Origin of the sequence: Chryseobacterium arthrosphaerae, from assembly GCF_001684965.1 — a bacterium.
Classification (GTDB): Bacteria; Bacteroidota; Bacteroidia; order Flavobacteriales; family Weeksellaceae; genus Chryseobacterium; species Chryseobacterium arthrosphaerae.
The window spans coordinates 1,929,078-1,948,110 of the sequence record NZ_MAYG01000001.1 but is presented as its reverse complement, the minus strand read 5'-3'; the positions used below and the strand labels follow the sequence as shown (position 1 = coordinate 1,948,110).

The following is a 19,033-nucleotide window of genomic DNA, read 5'->3' as shown; positions in this document are numbered from 1 at the left end:
TAATTATGAAAAAAGCAACACATAATGGCATTTTTATTTTATTATTTTTAATTATTTTCGGCTGCAGAAAAGAAAATAACAAACAGGATATTTCAGGAAAAATGGAGAATGTGCATACTTCAGACTATGGAGTGACGCCTAAGGGCGATTCTATTAAAAAATATACTTTAAGCAATAAAAACGGGATGAAAGTTGAGGTCATCAACTTAGGTGGAATTATCACTTCTTTAACCGCTCCGGACAGAAACGGAAAATACGAGGATGTAGTCCTTGGCTTTACAAAACCCGAAGGATATTTCAATGGTAATCCTTATTATTTCGGTGCATTGATCGGAAGATATGGCAATAGGATTGCCAACGCTAAATTCACACTGGAAGGTAAAGCATACGAAATCGATAAAAATGATGGTCCCAACAGTCTTCACGGAGGAAAAGAAGGATTTCACACCAGATTCTGGAAGATTGAAGTCGTAAAGGATGCAAAATTTCCGACATTGAAATTGTCTTACACCAGTGCAGACGGTGAAGAAGGATATCCGGGAAAACTGACAACAACCGTTTTCTACACCCTTACAGATGAAAATGCTTTGGAAATATCCTATGAAGCAGAAACTGATAAGCCTACAGTGCTAAATCTTACCCAGCACTCTTATTTTAACCTGTCCGGAAATTTTACTAAAACGATTACCGACCATGAGCTGCAGATTAATGCAGATCATTTTCTTCCGGTCAATGAAACATTGATTCCTACCGGTGAGCAGAAAGCAGTGAAAGGTACTCCTTTTGATTTCACGGTTTCAAAACCGATCGGGAAAGATATCAGTGCAGAGGATGATCAGCTGAAAAAAGGAAAAGGATATGACCACAACTGGATCCTGAATGGAAAAGGTCTGAGAAGCATTGCCAAAGTATATCACCAGGGAACAGGAAGACTGATGGAAGTCTTCACAGATGAACCCGGTGTGCAGTTTTATTCCGGTAATTTTCTTGACGGAAAGTTTGATACCAAAACCGGCGGTAAAAATGAATTCAGGACAGGATTCTGCCTGGAGACACAGCATTTCCCGGATTCACCAAACCAGCCTTCTTTTCCTTCTACAGAATTGAAGCCCGGAAAGAAGTACCAGTCGAAAACCATCTATAAATTCTCCGTTAAAAACTAAACCATGGGAAAATTAGCAACTATTGATATCATCATATTTCTGATCTATTTCGTAGTGGTAGCTTCCTACGGACTATGGATCTATAAAAAGAAAAAATCTGAATCTACAGGAAGTAAAGATTATTTCCTGGCAGAAGGATCTTTGACCTGGTGGGCGATCGGAGCCAGCTTAATCGCTTCCAATATTTCTGCTGAACAGTTTATCGGGATGAGTGGTGAAGGTTTCTTTGTCGGAATTGCTGTTGCCGCTTACGAATGGATCGCTGCCCTTGCGCTGATCATTATTGCGGTCTGGTTTATCCCGATCTATCTTAAAAATAAGATCTATACCATGCCTCAGTTCCTTGAGAGAAGGTATAACAAATCTGTTTCATTGATCATGGCAGTCTTCTGGCTGTTTCTGTATGTTATTGTGAATCTTACTTCCATTCTTTACCTTGGAGCTCTAGCCATTGATACTTTATTAGGAGGAGAACATCTTCACGGTATTATGATTGCTCTTCTGATTATGGCCCTTCTGATCGGCCTTGGAGGTATGAAAGTGATCGGATATACAGACGTTATACAGGTAGCTGTACTTATTATCGGAGGTTTTGCAACGGTATATATGGCGTTGCAGATTGTAGACCAGAGAATCAATGGAGCGGCTGTAGGAAATGCGCTGGCAGGATTCAATACCCTGATCAATGAAGCGCCGCAGCACTTTAAACTGATTCTTGAAAAACCAACAACTACGACAACTACGTTAGCAATGCCTCAGAACCTTGATGTACAGAAATATGTAGTATTGCCAGGTTTGGCCATGTATTTTGCCGGACAATGGATTGTCAATCTGAATTATTGGGGCTGTAATCAGTACATCACCCAGAGAGCTTTGGGAGCAGATCTGAAAACAGCAAGAACAGGAATTCTGTTTGCAGGTTTCCTGAAATTATTCATGCCTGTGATCGTAATGCTTCCGGGAATTGCGGCTTACGTTTTATATTCTAAAGGATACCTTCCGGGATTCAACGGAGTGAAAGACGGAGCCTACTCTGCAATCTTAGGATTTTTACCTTCCGGCCTTAAAGGGTTGGCTATTGCAGCATTGACGGCAGCGATTGTCGCTTCCCTGGCAGGAAAAGTAAACAGTATTTCAACCATTTTTACATTGGATATCTATAAGAAATACCTTAAAACAGATGCCACTGAAATTCAGATGGTGAGAACCGGAAGATGGGTGATCATTATCGCCATGATGGCTGCACTGGCCTTCACCTGGACAGATGTTTTGGGAATTGGGGGTGAAGGAGGTTTTACATTTATCCAGAAATATACAGGATTTATCAGTCCTGGAGTTTTTGCCATGTTCCTTTTGGGAATGTTCTGGAAAAGAACGACTGGTACAGCGGCCTTGGTAGGAGTTATTTTAGGCTTCGTCCTTGCGATCTTCTTCAATAGCTTTGCCGTAGAAATTTTCGGGAAAGAAACCTGGATGTATACCGCTTTTACTTATGAAAAACTGGAGAACGGAGTAGTGCATACCATTACCGAGATTCCTTTCCTGATCAATATGGGCTGGTCGTTCTTTATCACGATAATTGCCATGATCCTGATTAGTCTTGCAGGTCCGAAAATTAATCCTAAAGCATTTGCTATTGATGCTACAATGTTTAAAGTAGACAACAGGACTTTAGTTTTGATCGTGATGACATTGCTTTTACTGACCGCCTTGTATGTAAGGTTTTGGTAAATAAGAAAACATAAAATAATAAAAAATAGGATGCCGAAAACGGCATCCTATTTTTTTATCTCATAATGAAAGATTTACATTCTTAGTTCATTCCAATATATTTGAACTTGAACAATTGACACGAAGTACCGTAATAATCCCAAAGGTGTAAATTGGAGTTGCCATCCATAGTACAGTTGGGAATATCCCAGCCACGGGTAGGATCCACCTTGGATAGTATTTTGTAATAACCATTGGAAACAGCGACTACCTGCCAGCTCTGTGCATCGTTGCTATAGTTCTGCCAAAGCCTGATCGAGGTTCCCAGTGTATTGCTGTTACTGGATAAATCAATGCATCGGTTGGATGCACTTGCTTTGGATACAAAACGCCAGTAGCCATTGCCGGCATCAATAGCAACCCAGCGTTGTGCAGAAGCACCATTTCGTGTCCATGGTCTTAACACGGTACCATTGGCATCCTCTCCGGATTTCAGGTCAAGTACCTTATTGGCATCGGTCTGAAACTCGATTTCGTAAATACCATTGTTGACCAGACTGCTGTTTGTATTACAGTTTCCAACAGGATAATTGGAGGATGCATATTGCTGGAACCACTGTTTAACTGGTGCGGCGCAGGCTTCCCAATCGTTGTTGTAAGCTGTTCCAGCATTAGGGTCTCCCTTATGGAGGAGATTATCCGGGGCAAGAACATTCCAGCTTACATTGCCGGCCTGATCCACAATATATTTTAAATTGGCGCCAAATCCGCTTCCTCCTGCCGTACCGGTGTTACCAATGCCAAAAGTACCATATCCTTGTGGAGCCCAGTCAGTCTCGGTAATGGCGATCGGTGCAATATCTGCAATCGGTTTAACATTGATATTCCATGCATTCTGAAAGGATTGATAGTTGTTGACACCGCCCCAATATCCAGGATAGATGTGAACAGCATAACCAATATTACCACCGGTGATCTGATTATTGACATAGCCTTGATAATGTGATTGCCAGCCTGTACCCGGTATCCAGCAAACATTATTGGCCCCGTTGTTACGGATGATGTTAACCAGTGGCTGGAAGAAGTTTTTAAGCGCGGCAAAATGCTCGTTCCCCGTTGATCCCCATGTGCCGTTTGTCCCAAGAATCTCAACAGGTTCGTTGGCAAGTTCAAACATGACGTTGTCTGCATTTTTTAATCCGGGATGTTGGGAAAGGAAAGTCCATACCGTCTTAAGATAGCTATGATAGGCATCGTTCACAGCAATACGGCTCGGACATACACCGGGAGGACGTAGGATAACATACATTCCCAGGCTGCGGGCATGGTTGATCAGTGGGATTATCACCTGATCGGTATACGTTACCAGACGGTTATAATTGAATCTTGAGATATCATTCTCAGGGATAGCCGGTCCGGGATCATTGGTCCAGTACGGATCAATATGGAGGCGGATGTAATTGAGATACCAGCCATCAGCAGCGCTGCTGAGCTTGTTCATGACCGCTTTATTATAGTTCAGAGCACCCTGTACATTATAATTGTCCCAGGTACAGTAACCGGAATTGGCACCATATTGACAGCCATTGAACCACGGGCTGGGAGTTATGGCCACACCATGTAAGACAACATTATTGTCACAGGGATCTTTAAGGTATTTGCCTCCAACATGCAGCATTGGTGTTGCTGCCAATGCTCTTGCGCTGACGCTGGCACTTAAGTTGGTTTCATGTTCTTCTAGTAAATTTTTTTCATCCATCGTAGAACAGCTGGAAAGCATGATTAACAGAAAGGCCAGAAAAAGCCACATTTTGTTTGTTTTCATAATGATATATTTAAAGGTTTGGTCTTATTTTTTAGCAGTCAATATCTTGCTTCCCCATTCTGCACAGGAATATTGAACAGATAAGTAAAACTTTCTGATTTTATTGACGCTGGATTTGAGAGGATTGATATTATATTTTTCCTATTAAAACTCCTCAACTGCTTGTTTTCCGGTTCTTCAACAATGGTTTTAACAGAACAATAGAATCATTTCTATTCAGTTTCTGATTTGAAAATCTTTTTCCTCTCTTTCCGAGTCCCCTGTGTAAGTAAATCCGGTATTTATGAAAATTCGAGTTACTGTTAAATATGGTTATTAGTTTTATATAAAAATAAATATAATATTAAATATAAATCAATATTTTATTAAAAATTAACAAAAAATTACATATCATAAATACGATTATGAGCCATATCATTATAATGCTTTGTGTGGTAGGAGAAAAGAAAAAACCTTATCATAAATTTTTATTATAATAGTTAGGAAAAAAGGCAGAATACCTGTTAGGCTTGGTTGAAATTGTCGGTAAATACACAAAAAAAATCTCACAATCGTGAGATTTTAATAACGGTATGTGGAATATTTTATAAAGCCGAATTGTTAACTTTCTACAAATTCATTTTCAAAAGTATACAGTTGTGTATATTAGATCTTAAACATAAATCCCCGCGAGATTTTTTTGTTATATTTTTTTTCGTCGAAGCGGTAAAGAAAAGAGCCTTTTCTGGATGAGGTCATGTCCTTTTTGTTGGTATTCACAAGGATATCCATACTGTTGATCTTGCTGGTAAAATTCCGCTTGTCAAATTTTTCATCAAAAATAGCTTCATAAAGATTCTGAAGATCCTTCATGGTGAATTTCTCAGGGAGAAGTTCAAATCCAATAGGCCCGGTGGAAGCCCTTCTCCTCAGCCTGGCTACAGCCTCCTTTACCATTTCATTATGATCGAAAATAAGGTCGGGCGCTTTCTGCAGTTCAACCCATTCTGCACTGTACTGCTCATTGATCTGAATATCTTTCTCAATATTGATCAGTGCGTAATAGGAGATAGACATGATTCTGGCCGTCGGCTCACGGTTAATTTCCGTGTAGCATTTCAGCTGTTCAAGATAGATGTTTTCAAGACCGGTTAATGTAAAAAGTACTCTGTTAGCCGCCTCATCAGAAGTTTCTTCACTGCCAACGAAGCCGCCCATCAGTGACCATTCACCCATCTGAGGTTCAAAATTTCTTTTTACCAGAAGGATTTTAAGATTTTCGCCATCAAAACCGAAAATAATACAGTCAACGGCTACAAGGTGTTTGGGATATTGGGAGTAATCCTCAGTCATCTTTTATATTTTACTGCAAAGGTAAAGCTTTTATAGATACAATATTATATAAATGTGATTCATACACTTTTCAATCCGGATGATTTATTTCATTAAAATTATTCCTAAAGGATATTTTGGGAGGTAAAACCATCATCAAAACCGGAAAATATCACTGAAATCAGGTTAATCATACATGAATTGAATGTTAAAATTGTGTTAAAATTAAAATAATAATTGATAATAATCAGAAAAATAGACTTAACGTTAAAAATACGATAAGGTAATTGCTGTATCGTTGAAATTTTTACCAAAACATATCCTGAGTTCATTTTCATAGGGAATCGTATGATTTTAATGTTTTGTTTCTCTGTGAATTGATTATCTTATTTTTTATGATAAGGTAGTGTGTTTTCTGTTATTTTTAGGGCTTTATAGAAAGTTTTAAATGAAAAAACAAGTCAGGAAATGTTTCGTATATTGAATCTTTCCATTATTTTAGAAATGTTGAATTAACATTTATAATGACCCCGAAACTTTCTGCTTTTTTATTGTGTTTTGCTTCATTTGCCTCAGCTCAGGTGATGGAAAAAATTCATTATTTTCCTCTGGAAACTGTAAAATTATCAGAAAGTGTTTTCAGTAAAGCTATGGTGGCAGACCATAAGTACCTGATGGCTTTGGAACCGGATAGATTATTGGCTCCTTATCTTAAAGAAGCCGGATTGAAATCCAAAGCAGATAATTATCCCAATTGGGAAAACACAGGATTGGACGGCCACATAGGAGGACATTATATTTCCGCATTATCCCTGATGTACGCCTCTACAGGAAATAAGGCAATACAACAGAGAATTGATTATATGATCAGTGAGCTGGAACGCTGCCAGAATACCTCTCCGGACGGATACATATCAGGAATTCCCGACGGAAAAAAAATCTGGAAAGAAATAAAGCAAGGTAACATTCGCGCTTCAGCCTTCGGTTTGAACGACCGGTGGGTACCTTTATACAATATTCATAAACTGTACTCTGGATTACGCGATGCTTATTGGTATGCGAAAAACGAAAAAGCAAAAACAATGCTGATCAGACTTACGGATTGGATGATGAATGAAGTATCAGGCCTTTCTGATGAACAGATACAGGATATGCTGCGCAGTGAACATGGAGGACTCAATGAAGTTTTTGCGGATGTTTATGAGATCACTCATGACCGGAAATATCTGAAACTGGCTCTCCGTTTTTCCCATCAGGCTATCCTTACACCGCTTTTATCAGGAGAGGATAAGCTTACAGGACTTCATGCCAATACACAGATTCCAAAAGTCATCGGCTATAAACGGATTGCCGATCTTGAAAATAATACGTCCTGGAGTAATGCCGCTGATTTTTTCTGGCATAATGTTACCGGGAAAAGATCTTCCGTTATTGGAGGTAACAGTGTCAGTGAGCATTTTAACCCTGTCAATGATTTCAGCAGCATGATAAAAAGTATTGAAGGTCCGGAAACCTGCAATACCTATAATATGCTCAAGCTGACCAAAGAGCTTTATGCAACGCTGCCTGAATCTTACTATATCGATTATTACGAAAAAGCATTATACAATCATATACTTTCCACACAAAATCAAGATCAGGGAGGTTTCGTGTATTTTACTCCGATGCGTCCCGGGCACTACCGTGTGTATTCACAGCCTCAGACGAGCTTTTGGTGCTGCGTAGGATCCGGAATGGAAAATCACGCCAAATATGGGGAAATGATTTATGCCTGGTCGGATAAGGATTTATATGTAAACCTGTTTATCCCTTCCACACTGACATGGAAAGAGCAAAAAGTAGTGCTTCGTCAGGTCAATAACTTCCCGGAAGTTCCTGAAACGACATTGATCTTTGATGCTGCAGGAAAATCAGAATTTGATTTAAAACTGAGATGTCCGGAATGGACCACACCTTCAGAAGTACAAATTCTGATCAACGGAAAGCAGCAGAAAGCACAGCGTGGTTCCGACGGTTATTTTACCCTGACTAAAAAATGGAAAAAAGGTGATGTTGTAAAAATGATTCTACCGATGCATCTTTCTGCAGAACAGCTGCCTGACCATTCCAATTATTATGCATTTAAATACGGGCCTGTAGTGCTTGCTGCAACATACGGAACCGAAAATCAACAGGGACTTCTTGCGGACGATAGCAGAGGAGGCCATATTGCTCATGGTCCGCAGATTCCTTTAAACGAAATTCCAGTGATCCTTGGAAATCCTTCCGAGGTGGTCAATCATGTCAAGCCTTTGAACAATACACCGCTCAACTTTGCCATTACAGGACTTTATCCGTCTGAAAAATTCGGAAAAGGGTTAAGTCTTATGCCGTTTTACAGTATTCAGGCAGAAAGATATATCCTGTACTGGCCTCAGGCTGACAAAAACGAAATAGAAAATACATTGAAACAAAGAGCAAAAGAAGAGGCAGAAACCAGAAAGCTGGATATGATCACTGCAGATAAAATTCAGTTGGGCGAACAGCAACCGGAATCAGATCATTTTATAGAAAGCAAAGATTCCGGTACAGGATATATGGAAGACCGTCATTTCCGTGATGCCAAAGGCTGGTTCAGTTACCAGATGAAAAATACCGGAAAAAATGCTTCATACCTTTACCTGTTGTATTTTGATGCCAATACCAGCCGTACGTTGAATATTGAGATCAACGGTAAAAAAATTATTGCTCAAAACCTGGAAGGAAAGTCCGGAACTTCACCTCAATATCTTGCCGTTCCAATTCCGGATTCGGAAAAGAATAAAGAAAATCTTACGGTGAAATTTCTGGCAGAAGAAAAACTGATGACCGCTAAAGTCATTGAATTGCGGTTACTGACAGATAATTACGAAAAGAAATAAAGCTGAACCAATTTTAAAAACAGATTTTTTCCCATGAAAAACAGAATCCTATACGTATTATTTTTTCTTGCAGCCATTGGCAGTTTTCATGCAAAAGTAAGGCTGCCTGCTTTGGTTTCAGATGGAATGATTCTTCAGAGAAATCAGGACCTGAAGATCTGGGGATATGCAGATGCAGGAGAAAAAATTACGGTTAATTTTATCAAAAAAGCATATCATACAACAGCAGACCAAAATGGCAACTGGGCTCTTATGCTTCCAAAGCGCAATGCCGGCGGCCCATATACCATGACCATTAATGAGATCACCCTTAAAGATATTCTTATTGGTGATGTGTGGGTAGCTTCAGGACAATCCAATATGGAACTTCCTATGCGTAGGCTCACACCTTTGTATGGAGATGAAATTAAAAACGCCAATAATCGGAATATAAGATTCTTCACGGTTCCGCAGAAATACAATTTTAAAGCTCCTCAAAATGACCTTGACGGTGGGAAATGGGAAAGTACCAATCCTCAGACTATTCTTGATTTTTCAGGAGTTGCCTATTTCTTTGCCAAAGAACTGAATGAAAAAAATAAAGTGCCTGTAGGAATCATTCATACCAGTCTGGGAGGATCTCCGGTTGAGTCCTGGATAGATGAAAAATCACTGAAAAAATATCCGGAATATCTCGCTGAAGCAGAAAAATGGAAAAATGATGACCTGATACAATCTACAGAATCCCAGGAAAGATCATTAAGTAAAGCATGGTATGCAGAGCTGGATCAGAGTGATATTGGGTTCAATCAGCACTGGGAAAAAGATAACGGAAATGATGCCGGATGGAAAACCATAATGCTGCCTGGATCGTGGGAAGATCAGGAAGGCTCGTTTGACGGTTCGGTATGGTTCCGTAAAGAAATTATCCTGCCAAAAGGAGTGGATCAGAAAACGGCATTTCTAAATCTGGGAAGGATAAAAGACGCTGATGTTACCTACATCAACGGAATAAAAGTAGGAAATGTAACCTACGAATACCCGCCTCGCTGGTATGATATTCCAAAAGGCGTTTTAAAAGAAGGAAAGAATATTATTACGGTAAGAGTCATCAATGGCAGCGGAAAAGGACAGTTTATAGCTGACAAACCATATTATTTAGAAATCGACGGACAAAAAACAGACCTTAAAGGCGAGTGGAAATATAAAATTGGAGCAAAAATGGAAAAAATGGCTCCCGGGCAAACGTTTATCCGCTGGAAACCGATAGGGCTTTACAATGCGATGATTAATCCGCTGATCAATTATAAAATTAAAGGATTTATCTGGTACCAGGGCGAAAGCAATACAGGAAAACCAAAGGAATACGGAGATTTGCTGTCAACCATGATTTCACTCTGGCGTTCAAAATGGAATAAGAACGATTTGCCATTCCTGATTGTGCAGCTGGCTGGTTTTATGGAGAAAAAAGACGAGCCGCTTGAAAGCAACTGGGCTGAGCTGAGAGAACAGCAGAGACAGGCTTCCCTGAATGTTCCTTATGCAGGACTTGCTGTAGCTATTGATTTGGGAGAATGGAATGATATTCATCCGATCGATAAAAAAACGGTGGGGGACAGGCTTGCTTTACAGGCCCTGAAAGTTGGTGAAGGCAAAAAAATCATAGCTGACGGACCCGTTTATCAGTCGATGAAGACAGAAGGAAATACCATTATCCTTTCCTTTAAACCCGGAACAGATGATCTGGTACAGGGAAGCCTTAAAGGTTTTGCCATACAGCAGAAAGACGGCAGCTACCAATGGGCAAAGGCAGAAGCAAAAGGAAATAAAGTGATGGTATGGAATGATCAGGTCACCAGCCCTGTTAATGTACGCTACGACTGGGCAGACAACCCGGACGGCAATCTTAAAAACAAAAGCGGGCTTCCTGCTTCACCTTTTACAACAGAAAAAAATTAATTTAACATAGAAAACCTTATCAAAATCAATGGATAATCAGCCACAAAAAATATCGGTAATAGAAAAAGTAGGGTACAGCCTTGGAGATCTGGCGGCCAACCTTGTTTTTCAGACCTTAGTCACCTACCTGACCTATTTTTATACAGATATTTACGGACTCAAAGCAGAAGATGCTTCTGTCATTACCCTTACCGTAGGTTTAATTGCCGGGTTCGGTTTTAATCCACTTATCGGAGCGCTGGCAGACCGTACAAGTTCACGATGGGGGAAATTCCGTCCATGGATTTTATTTACTGCTGTACCTCTTGGTATTGCAGCACTATTAGCCTTCAGCACGCCTCACTTTTCCTATCAGGGTAAAATGATCTATGCTGCAGTTACTTATTCATTATTATTGTTATTGTATGCATCCAATAACCTGCCTTATGCTGCTCTGAGCGGTGTTATTACGGGAGATATGGGAGAAAGAAACAGTATTTCTTCGTACCGTTTTGTTGCCGTGATGTTTGCCCAGTTCTTTGTACAGGTATTTATGTTGCCAATCATTCTATATGTAGGACACGGAGACAAAGCACAGGGAATCGAGACGGTTATGACATGGCTGGCGGTGATCGGATCCATAATGTTACTGATTACCTTTTTTACCACCAAAGAAAGAATCATTCCCAAGCCTGAGCAGAAATCAAGTCTGAAAGAGGATTTAAAAGATTTATTCCAGAACAGACCATGGATTATTATGCTTACTGTGACTGCATTTATATTCATCACGCTGGCCATGAAAGGAGGATCTTACGTATATTATTTTAACAACTATGTGGATGAAAATGCCCTGAAGAACTTTATTTCACCCATTACAGCATTTTTTAATTCTGCAGGGATGAATTTCTTCGGGGAAGATCCAAAGTCTGCAGGATTCGGATTGTTTAATGCAGGAGGAATTGTGATGATGATTGTAGGGATTACGTTCTCTAAGAAACTGGCAGACCGGTTTGGAAAGCGTGACACTTTTATTGCGTCATTATTCATTTCTACTTTATTCATCCTCGCTTTTATAATTTACCCTCCGAAAGCAGTGGGAATTATGTTCCTGTCGCAGATTTTACATGGATTTTTTTACGGAATCAGCACACCGCTTTTATGGGCTATGATTGCTGATGTGGCCGACTATTCGGAATGGAAGAACAACCGCAGGGCTACCGCTATTATCTTTTCTGCCATGATGGTAGGACTGAAAGTGGGTCTCAGCATCGGAAGCTCTCTGGTAGCTTTGATTATAGGAAAATACGGCTACATTTCTGTACACGGAAGCGAGCAGGTGATTCAGCCTGAAACCGTGGCAGCAGGAGCCAAAATGCTTGTGAGTATTTTCCCGTCCATACCGTTTTTCATTGCGTGCGGACTGCTTTTATTCTACAAAATCAACAAAAAAATGGAAGTTCAGATTGAAAAAGATCTGGCTGAAAGAAGAAAATAAAAATGATTACTATGAAACGTATTTTAATTGGTTTGGCGGCTCTTACCGCTTCCGGGCTGTCGGCGCAGAAATCTGACAGTACTTTAAAAAAAGCATTTCAGGATAAATTCTATATCGGAACCGCGATGAGTCTTCCCCAAATCGACGGGACAGATCAGAAAGCTGCAGCGATTATCAAAAAACAATTCAGCTCTATTGTGGCCGAAAATTGCATGAAATCGATGTTTCTTCAGCCTCAGGAAGGAAAGTTCTTCTTTGATGATGCTGATAAATTTGTTGATTTCGGGATGAAAAACAATATGTTCATCATCGGACATACGTTGATCTGGCATTCCCAGCTTCCAAAATGGTTTTTTACAGATAAAAATGGAAAAGATGTTTCTCCGGAAGTATTGAAACAGCGCATGAAAAGCCATATTACAACGGTAGTTTCCCGGTACAAAGGAAAAGTAAAAGGGTGGGATGTGGTGAATGAAGCCATTCTTGAAGACGGATCCTACAGAAAAAGTAAATTTTACGAAATCCTGGGTGAAGATTTTATTCCTTTGGCATTTCAGTATGCTCAGGAAGCTGATCCCAATGCAGAATTATATTACAACGATTATAATGAATGGTATCCGGAAAAGGTAAAAACCGTTATTAAAATGGTTGAAAAGCTTAAATCAAGAGGAATCCGTATTGATGGAGTAGGAATGCAGGCCCATGTCGGGATGGATAACCCTTCCATCGATGAATATGAAAAAGCAATTCTGGCATATTCCAATGCCGGAGTTAAGGTCAATATTACAGAACTGGAAATCAGTGCGCTGCCTTCTCCATGGGGGAGCTCAGCCAATGTTTCGGATACTGTTGCTTATCAGAAAGAAATCAACCCTTATACCAAAGGACTTCCCAAAGAAGTAGAAATGAAATGGGAAAAACGTTACCTTGACTTCTTTGGTTTGTTCTTACAGCATAAAGATAAAATAAGAAGAGTAACTTTATGGGGAGTAACCGATAAGCAGTCCTGGAAAAATGATTTTCCGGTGAAAGGAAGAACAGATTATCCGTTACTGTTTGACAGGAAAGATCAGGAGAAACCTGTAGTACAAAAGATAATAAAGCTGGCAGAGAAAAATTAAAATCAATAGAATTTTTACTTAATGAAAAAATCAAAATATTTATTCCCGGAAGATTATATGGCAGACCCTTCCGTTCACGTTTTTGAAGATAAAATCTATATCTATCCTTCTCATGATCGCGAAAGCGGAATTGAGGAAAACGATAACGGAGATCATTTTGATATGAATGATTACCATGTCTTCTCAATGGATGATGTGGACAGCGGAGACATAAAAGATCATGGCGTAGTCCTTTCGGTAAAAGATATTCCATGGGCGGGAAGACAGCTGTGGGATTGCGATGTCGCCTTCAAAGATGGCAAATATTATATGTACTTTCCTTTGAAGGATCAGAATGATATCTTCAGAATCGGGGTTGCTGTGAGTGACAGACCTTATGGGCCTTTCATTCCTGAGAAACATCCGATGATGGGGAGTTACAGCATCGATCCGTGCATTTTTGAAGATAAAGGCAAATATTACATGTATTTCGGAGGAATCTGGGGTGGACAATTACAGCGTTACAGAGATAATAAAGCACTTGAATCTGCTGTAATTCCCGAAAATAATGAACCTGCAATCCACTCAAAGGTAGCTCTGCTGAGCGATGATATGCTTGAATTTGCTGAAGCTCCTAAAGACGTAGTTATCATCGATGAAAACGGAAAACCGCTGCTTCATGGTGACAGACACCGTTTTTTTGAAGCATCATGGATGCATCAGTACAACGGTACATATTATTTCTCTTATTCTACAGGAGACACTCATCTGATTTGCTATGCAACCGGGGATAACCCTTACGGACCGTTTACTTTTCAGGGTGAAATTCTTACTCCGGTGGTAGGATGGACAACCCATCACAGCATCGTGGAGTTCAAAGGGAAGTGGTATCTGTTTTTCCATGATTCTGTTCCGAGTGGCGGTAAAACATGGCTGAGAAGTATGAAAGTGATTGAACTGGAATACGATAACGAAGGCAAAATCAAGACGATTGAAGGTCTGGAAGAGCAGTCATAGTCATCTTTAATAATTTAAAATTTTTCAATGCGATATCTGAGACTCAACATTCTATTTTTTCTGATCATTCCGTTACTGGTTTTCGCGGAGGACGGAAGTCAGCTCTGGCTCCGGTTTCCTGCAAAAAACGGAATATCGGCAGATCAAATTATTTCCAAAGGCAACAGTCCAACCCTGAATATTGCCAGAAAAGAGCTGAGCAGCCACTGGCAGGGACAGGCGGTAGAACTTCGTACAGAAAACAAAGACAAAAACCTGAAAGACGGCTACAAAATTATTTCCACGCCGGAAAAAATCGTTATTTCGGCAGGAAAAGAAATAGGACTGTTGTATGGAGTCTATCATATCTTACGATTGCAGCAGACAAAAGCCGACTTGTCTCATTTAAACACTGTTGAAAAACCATCATACGATGTAAGGGTTCTGGACCATTGGGACAACCTGGACGGAAGTATTGAAAGAGGATATGCCGGAAGATCACTTTGGAAATGGGAAGATTTGCCAGGTAAAATTTCTCAGCGCTATGAAGAATATGCAAGAGCCAATGCTTCTGTAGGAATCAATTCCGTTGTTTTGAATAATGTAAATGCATCGCCCAATATGCTTAGGGAAGATTATCTTAAAAAAGTCAAAGCTCTGGCCGATATTTTCAGACCTTATGGCATCAAGGTATATCTTTCTGTAAATTTTTCTTCACCTAAAGTGCTGGGTGGATTACAAAATTCAGATCCGTTGAATAAAGATGTACAGAAGTGGTGGAAAGATAAAGCAGCTGAAATTTACAGATTAATTCCTGATTTCGGCGGATTTCTGGTGAAAGCCAATTCAGAAGGCCAGCCAGGTCCTCAGGATTACGGAAGAACCCATGCAGACGGAGCCAATATGATGGCAGATGCCCTGAAACCTTACAATGGGATCGTCATGTGGAGAGCCTTTGTCTACAGCCCGAGCAAAGACGACAGAGCCAAACAGGCTTACCTTGAATTTGTTCCTCTGGACGGTAAGTTCAGGGATAATGTGATTATTCAGATTAAAAATGGTCCGGTTGATTTTCAGCCGCGAGAAGCTTTTAATCCTCTTTTTGGTGCTTTAAGAAAGACTTCCGAAATGGTAGAATTTCAGATCACCCAGGAATATCTGGGCTTTTCAAATCATCTCGTTTTTCTGGCTCCCTTATTCAAGGAAACACTGGACAGCGATACTTATTCTGACGGACAGGGATCCACGATTGCTAAAATTACAGATGGCACCCTAAGACCTGCAAAATTGACAGCTATTTCTGCCGTTGCCAATATCGGAGAAGATACTAACTGGACGGGACATCATTTTGCTCAGGCCAACTGGTATGCATTTGGCAGATTAGCATGGAATCATCAGCTGACTTCAGAGCAGATTGCTGATGAATGGATTAAAATGACCTTCACAGACGATAAGAACTTCCTGAATCCGGTAAAAGAAATGATGCTTTCTTCCAGAGAGACTGCTGTAGATTATATGATGCCATTAGGATTACACCATATCTTTGCAGGAGGCCATCACTACGGTCCTGAACCGTGGGGAGATTATAAAGGCGGAAGACCGGACTGGTCACCTGTCTACTACCATCAGGCTGATGCTCAGGGATTGGGTTTCAACAGAACAAAAACAGGAAGCAATACAGTTTCACAGTATTTTCCGCCACTCAATGAAAGGTACGACAATATCTCAACCTGCCCGGAAAATCTTATTCTGTGGTTTCATCATGTTCCGTGGGATTATCCAATGAAAGATGGAAAACCTTTGTGGGATGAACTGTGCTATACGTATGATTCCGGGGTGAAAAAGGTAAGGGATTATCAGAAAATATGGGATAGAATGGAACCTTATATAGATGAGCAGAGGTTTACCGATGTTCAGTCAAAGCTCCGAATTCAGTCAAAAGATGCAGTATGGTGGAAAGATGCCTGCCTGCTTTATTTTCAGACTTTTTCCAAAAAGCCGATTCCTTATGATATAGAACGTCCTGTTCATGAACTGGAAGATCTGAAGAAGATTAAGCTGAACATGGGCCATCACAATTAAAAAATGAGGCAGCTCTTTTTCCTGGTTGGAAATGGAGCTGCCTCAAAACAATAAACTGTAAGTAAAATTTTAATCCAAAATAATTGGAATGATCGATAGGTCAATCTATCTTTATATATTCCGTTTTATCGGAGAGAAATTATTTTATTAAAAACATTTCCGTTTTCTTCAACCTGGATGATGTATTGATCTGCGGTTTTAGGATCAAGATCAAAAATGAGATCCACTTTGCCGTCAGCATATTTTTTATTTGAAGTATAGTATGTTGTATTGGAAAGATCATATACTGAAATGCTTACAGGTCCTTTTACATCAGACATGTGAAGCTTGGCCATATGCCCGGAAATCGTATATTCAGGCTTATGCACAGCACTTACAGGTGTTTTTTCAACCTCCATTACATTATCAGCACCAATTTTGATTTTGTATTTCTCAATCTTCGCTTCTGATTCTGCTACCAGATAATACGTTCCCGGTGTAAAGCTTTGAAAATCATAAGTCTTCATCACATGGTCTCCATCTGCAAGATTTTCAGAAAACAGCTCGTCATGTGCAGTGTTGTAGACAAAAACAGAAACACTTTTAGCATTTGAAAGCTCAAAGTTTAACGTTTTGGCCTGTACGTTTCCAAAGGAAAGGGAAAAATCTTTGTCCTTACTCATTACATTTGCGGAGAACAATAAGGTTCCTGCAAAAAATACGGCTTTTAATAATGTGCTCATGGGTTAAGGCTTTTAGGATTACTATTGCAAAGCTATGGCAGCCATAATTCTCAGGCTATAATTAAATTTTCATATTGATGTACTATATTAACTTTGTTTAAGGTTATTAACTTGTTATTTGTTAATTTTGCATATGAAATTATTTGTATTTGGCCTATGAAACATGTAAATCCTTCTTTTGAGGCGGTCAGGCCGACTATCGGGAGCAGTTTTACCAGCCTTAAATTTCTGACTAATGAGAATATAAAATCCCATGTCTGGCATTACCATCCTGAGATTGAGCTGATCTTTGTATGCAAAGGTTCCGGGAAAAGGCAGATCGGAAGCAGCATCTCTTATTTTTCAGAAGGAGATCTTGTACTGATAGGAAGCAATCTTCCTCATTGCGGGCTGACCAATGAAAGTACACATAATGAGTACGAAATGGTCATTCAGTTTAAGCCTGATTTTTTAGGAGAACCTATCTGGGATATACCAGAAATGCAGAGGATTTCGGCTTTATTGGAAAAATCAAAAGCTGGCATTGTGTTCGGGGAAGAGGTGAAGAAAAAAATCGGGAAAGAGATTACTGAAATGCATGAAACGTCCTCAATGGACAGACTGTGCAGATTTCTGAAAATATTGGATGAACTGTCTGTTACCCAGGATTACAGGATTTTAAATGCAGGAAAATATTACCTTCAGACGCAGGTTGAAGACAATGAAAGAATCAATCTTATATTCAATTACGTTAAAGACCATTTCAAAGAGGCTATAACCCTAGAAGAAATGGCTGATCTCACCAATATGAAAGTACCGTCTTTCTGCCGCTACTTTAAAAAAATTACCAATAAAACGTTTACACAGTTTGTTAATGAGTACAGAATTACCCACGCTCTCAAACTTCTTGCAGAACAGCCTTTAAGCATCACGGAAGTCTGCTTTGAATCGGGGTTCAATAACTTCAGCTATTTTAACAGGACTTTTAAAGAATACATCAAAAAAAGTCCTTCTCAGTATCGTAAAGAATTTAATTACTTCATGGAGTAATTTTGATATCCCTCTGAAAAATTATATCAGGATTATGATTTATTAAAATATAAGTGTAAATTTAACACTTATAAATAACAGTTATATCTATGAAATTTTTTATTGATACTGCCAATCTGGCGATGATAGAAGAAGCCAGTGCCCTTGGAGTTCTGGACGGAGTAACCACCAATCCATCTCTGATGGCGAAAGAGGGGATTTCGGGAAAACAGAATATCCATAATCATTACCTGGATATCTGCAAAATTGCTGATGGAGATATAAGCGCAGAAGTACTGGGAATTACTTTTGAGGAAATGGTTAAAGAAGGGGAAGAGCTTGCTGCATTACATCCAAGAATTGTTGTAAAAGTTCCAATGACCCAAGATGGGATCAAAGCCATCCGTTATTTTTCCGAAAAGGGGATAAAGACCAACTGTACACTTGTATTCTCTTCCGGGCAGGCGTTGCTGGCGGCCAAGGCTGGAGCGACTTATGTTTCACCCTTTCTGGGAAGGCTGGATGACGTCTCTACAGACGGGCTTGGTCTGATCTCAGAAATCAGAGCGATTTATGACAATTATGCTTTTGCTACTCAGATATTGGCTGCTTCAGTCCGACACAGCATGCATATTGTTAATTGTGCAAAGACCGGTGCTGATGTAGTGACCTGTCCACTGGCTCCGATACTATCTTTACTCAAACATCCGCTTACAGATTCCGGATTAGATCAGTTCATCAAAGATTCACAAAAAATGAAATAAGATTGGACAGAAAAAACATAATCTCTGTTATAAATTCAGT

Annotated in this window: 13 protein-coding genes; 10 read left to right on the top strand and 3 right to left on the bottom strand. The window is 39.8% G+C overall.

From position 1 onward, the window contains the following. Window positions 1–5: 5 nt before the first annotated feature. Both BBI00_RS08945 and BBI00_RS08940 read left to right on the top strand, forming a co-directional pair. Window positions 6–1,163 (top strand): aldose epimerase family protein, encoded by a 1,158-nt coding sequence (locus tag BBI00_RS08945; protein ID WP_065398433.1) that lies wholly within the window; start codon window positions 6–8, stop codon window positions 1,161–1,163. A gap of 3 nt (window positions 1,164–1,166) precedes the next feature. Next, complete coding sequence (locus BBI00_RS08940) at window positions 1,167–2,894, top strand: sodium:solute symporter family transporter (protein WP_065398432.1); 1,728 nt, start codon at window positions 1,167–1,169, stop codon at window positions 2,892–2,894. Between the two features lie 82 nt (window positions 2,895–2,976). Here the strand turns inward: BBI00_RS08940 and BBI00_RS08935 are convergent, their stop codons facing one another. Both BBI00_RS08935 and BBI00_RS08930 read right to left on the bottom strand, forming a co-directional pair. After that, window positions 2,977–4,698, bottom strand: coding sequence for an RICIN domain-containing protein (locus BBI00_RS08935; RefSeq protein WP_065398431.1), 1,722 nt, complete (start codon window positions 4,696–4,698; stop codon window positions 2,977–2,979). A 645-nt stretch (window positions 4,699–5,343) separates the two neighbouring features. Then, the gene (locus tag BBI00_RS08930) at window positions 5,344–6,030 is read right to left on the bottom strand and encodes an NUDIX hydrolase (protein ID WP_065398430.1); all 687 of its coding nucleotides are present in this window, start codon (window positions 6,028–6,030) and stop codon (window positions 5,344–5,346) included. Between the two features lie 503 nt (window positions 6,031–6,533). On the opposite strand from BBI00_RS08930, the gene BBI00_RS08920 reads away from it, so the two are divergent. The 6 genes from BBI00_RS08920 to BBI00_RS08895 are packed head-to-tail and all read left to right on the top strand — an operon-like array spanning window position 6,534 to window position 16,499. Next, window positions 6,534–8,909: a glycoside hydrolase family 127 protein gene (locus BBI00_RS08920; RefSeq protein ID WP_065398428.1), complete on the top strand. Its 2,376-nt coding sequence runs from the start codon at window positions 6,534–6,536 to the stop codon at window positions 8,907–8,909. Window positions 8,910–8,942: 33 nt separating this feature from the next. Continuing rightward, window positions 8,943–10,847, top strand: coding sequence for a sialate O-acetylesterase (locus tag BBI00_RS08915; protein ID WP_083988464.1), 1,905 nt, complete (start codon window positions 8,943–8,945; stop codon window positions 10,845–10,847). Between the two features lie 28 nt (window positions 10,848–10,875). Further along, window positions 10,876–12,321, top strand: a complete 1,446-nt coding sequence (locus BBI00_RS08910; protein ID WP_065398427.1) for an MFS transporter — start codon at window positions 10,876–10,878, stop codon at window positions 12,319–12,321. An 11-nt stretch (window positions 12,322–12,332) separates the two neighbouring features. After that, window positions 12,333–13,442 carry an endo-1,4-beta-xylanase gene (locus tag BBI00_RS08905; protein ID WP_065399684.1) on the top strand — a complete coding sequence of 370 codons (1,110 nt, stop codon included), beginning with the start codon at window positions 12,333–12,335 and terminating at the stop codon, window positions 13,440–13,442. 21 nt (window positions 13,443–13,463) lie between these two features. Next, window positions 13,464–14,438 carry a glycoside hydrolase family 43 protein gene (locus BBI00_RS08900; protein ID WP_065398426.1) on the top strand — a complete coding sequence of 325 codons (975 nt, stop codon included), beginning with the start codon at window positions 13,464–13,466 and terminating at the stop codon, window positions 14,436–14,438. Between the two features lie 27 nt (window positions 14,439–14,465). After that, entirely contained in the window at window positions 14,466–16,499 is a 2,034-nt protein-coding gene (locus BBI00_RS08895) for an alpha-glucuronidase (RefSeq protein ID WP_065398425.1), read from the top strand. A gap of 125 nt (window positions 16,500–16,624) precedes the next feature. Here the strand turns inward: BBI00_RS08895 and BBI00_RS08890 are convergent, their stop codons facing one another. Further along, complete coding sequence (locus BBI00_RS08890; protein ID WP_065398424.1) at window positions 16,625–17,221, bottom strand: hypothetical protein; 597 nt, start codon at window positions 17,219–17,221, stop codon at window positions 16,625–16,627. Window positions 17,222–17,377: 156 nt separating this feature from the next. Here BBI00_RS08890 and BBI00_RS08885 point away from each other — a divergent pair, with 156 nt between their 5' ends. Then, window positions 17,378–18,250, top strand: a complete 873-nt coding sequence (locus BBI00_RS08885; protein WP_065398423.1) for an AraC family transcriptional regulator — start codon at window positions 17,378–17,380, stop codon at window positions 18,248–18,250. 89 nt (window positions 18,251–18,339) lie between these two features. After that, window positions 18,340–18,993, top strand: coding sequence for a fructose-6-phosphate aldolase (fsa, locus tag BBI00_RS08880; RefSeq protein ID WP_065398422.1), 654 nt, complete (start codon window positions 18,340–18,342; stop codon window positions 18,991–18,993). Window positions 18,994–19,033: the final 40 nt, after the last annotated feature.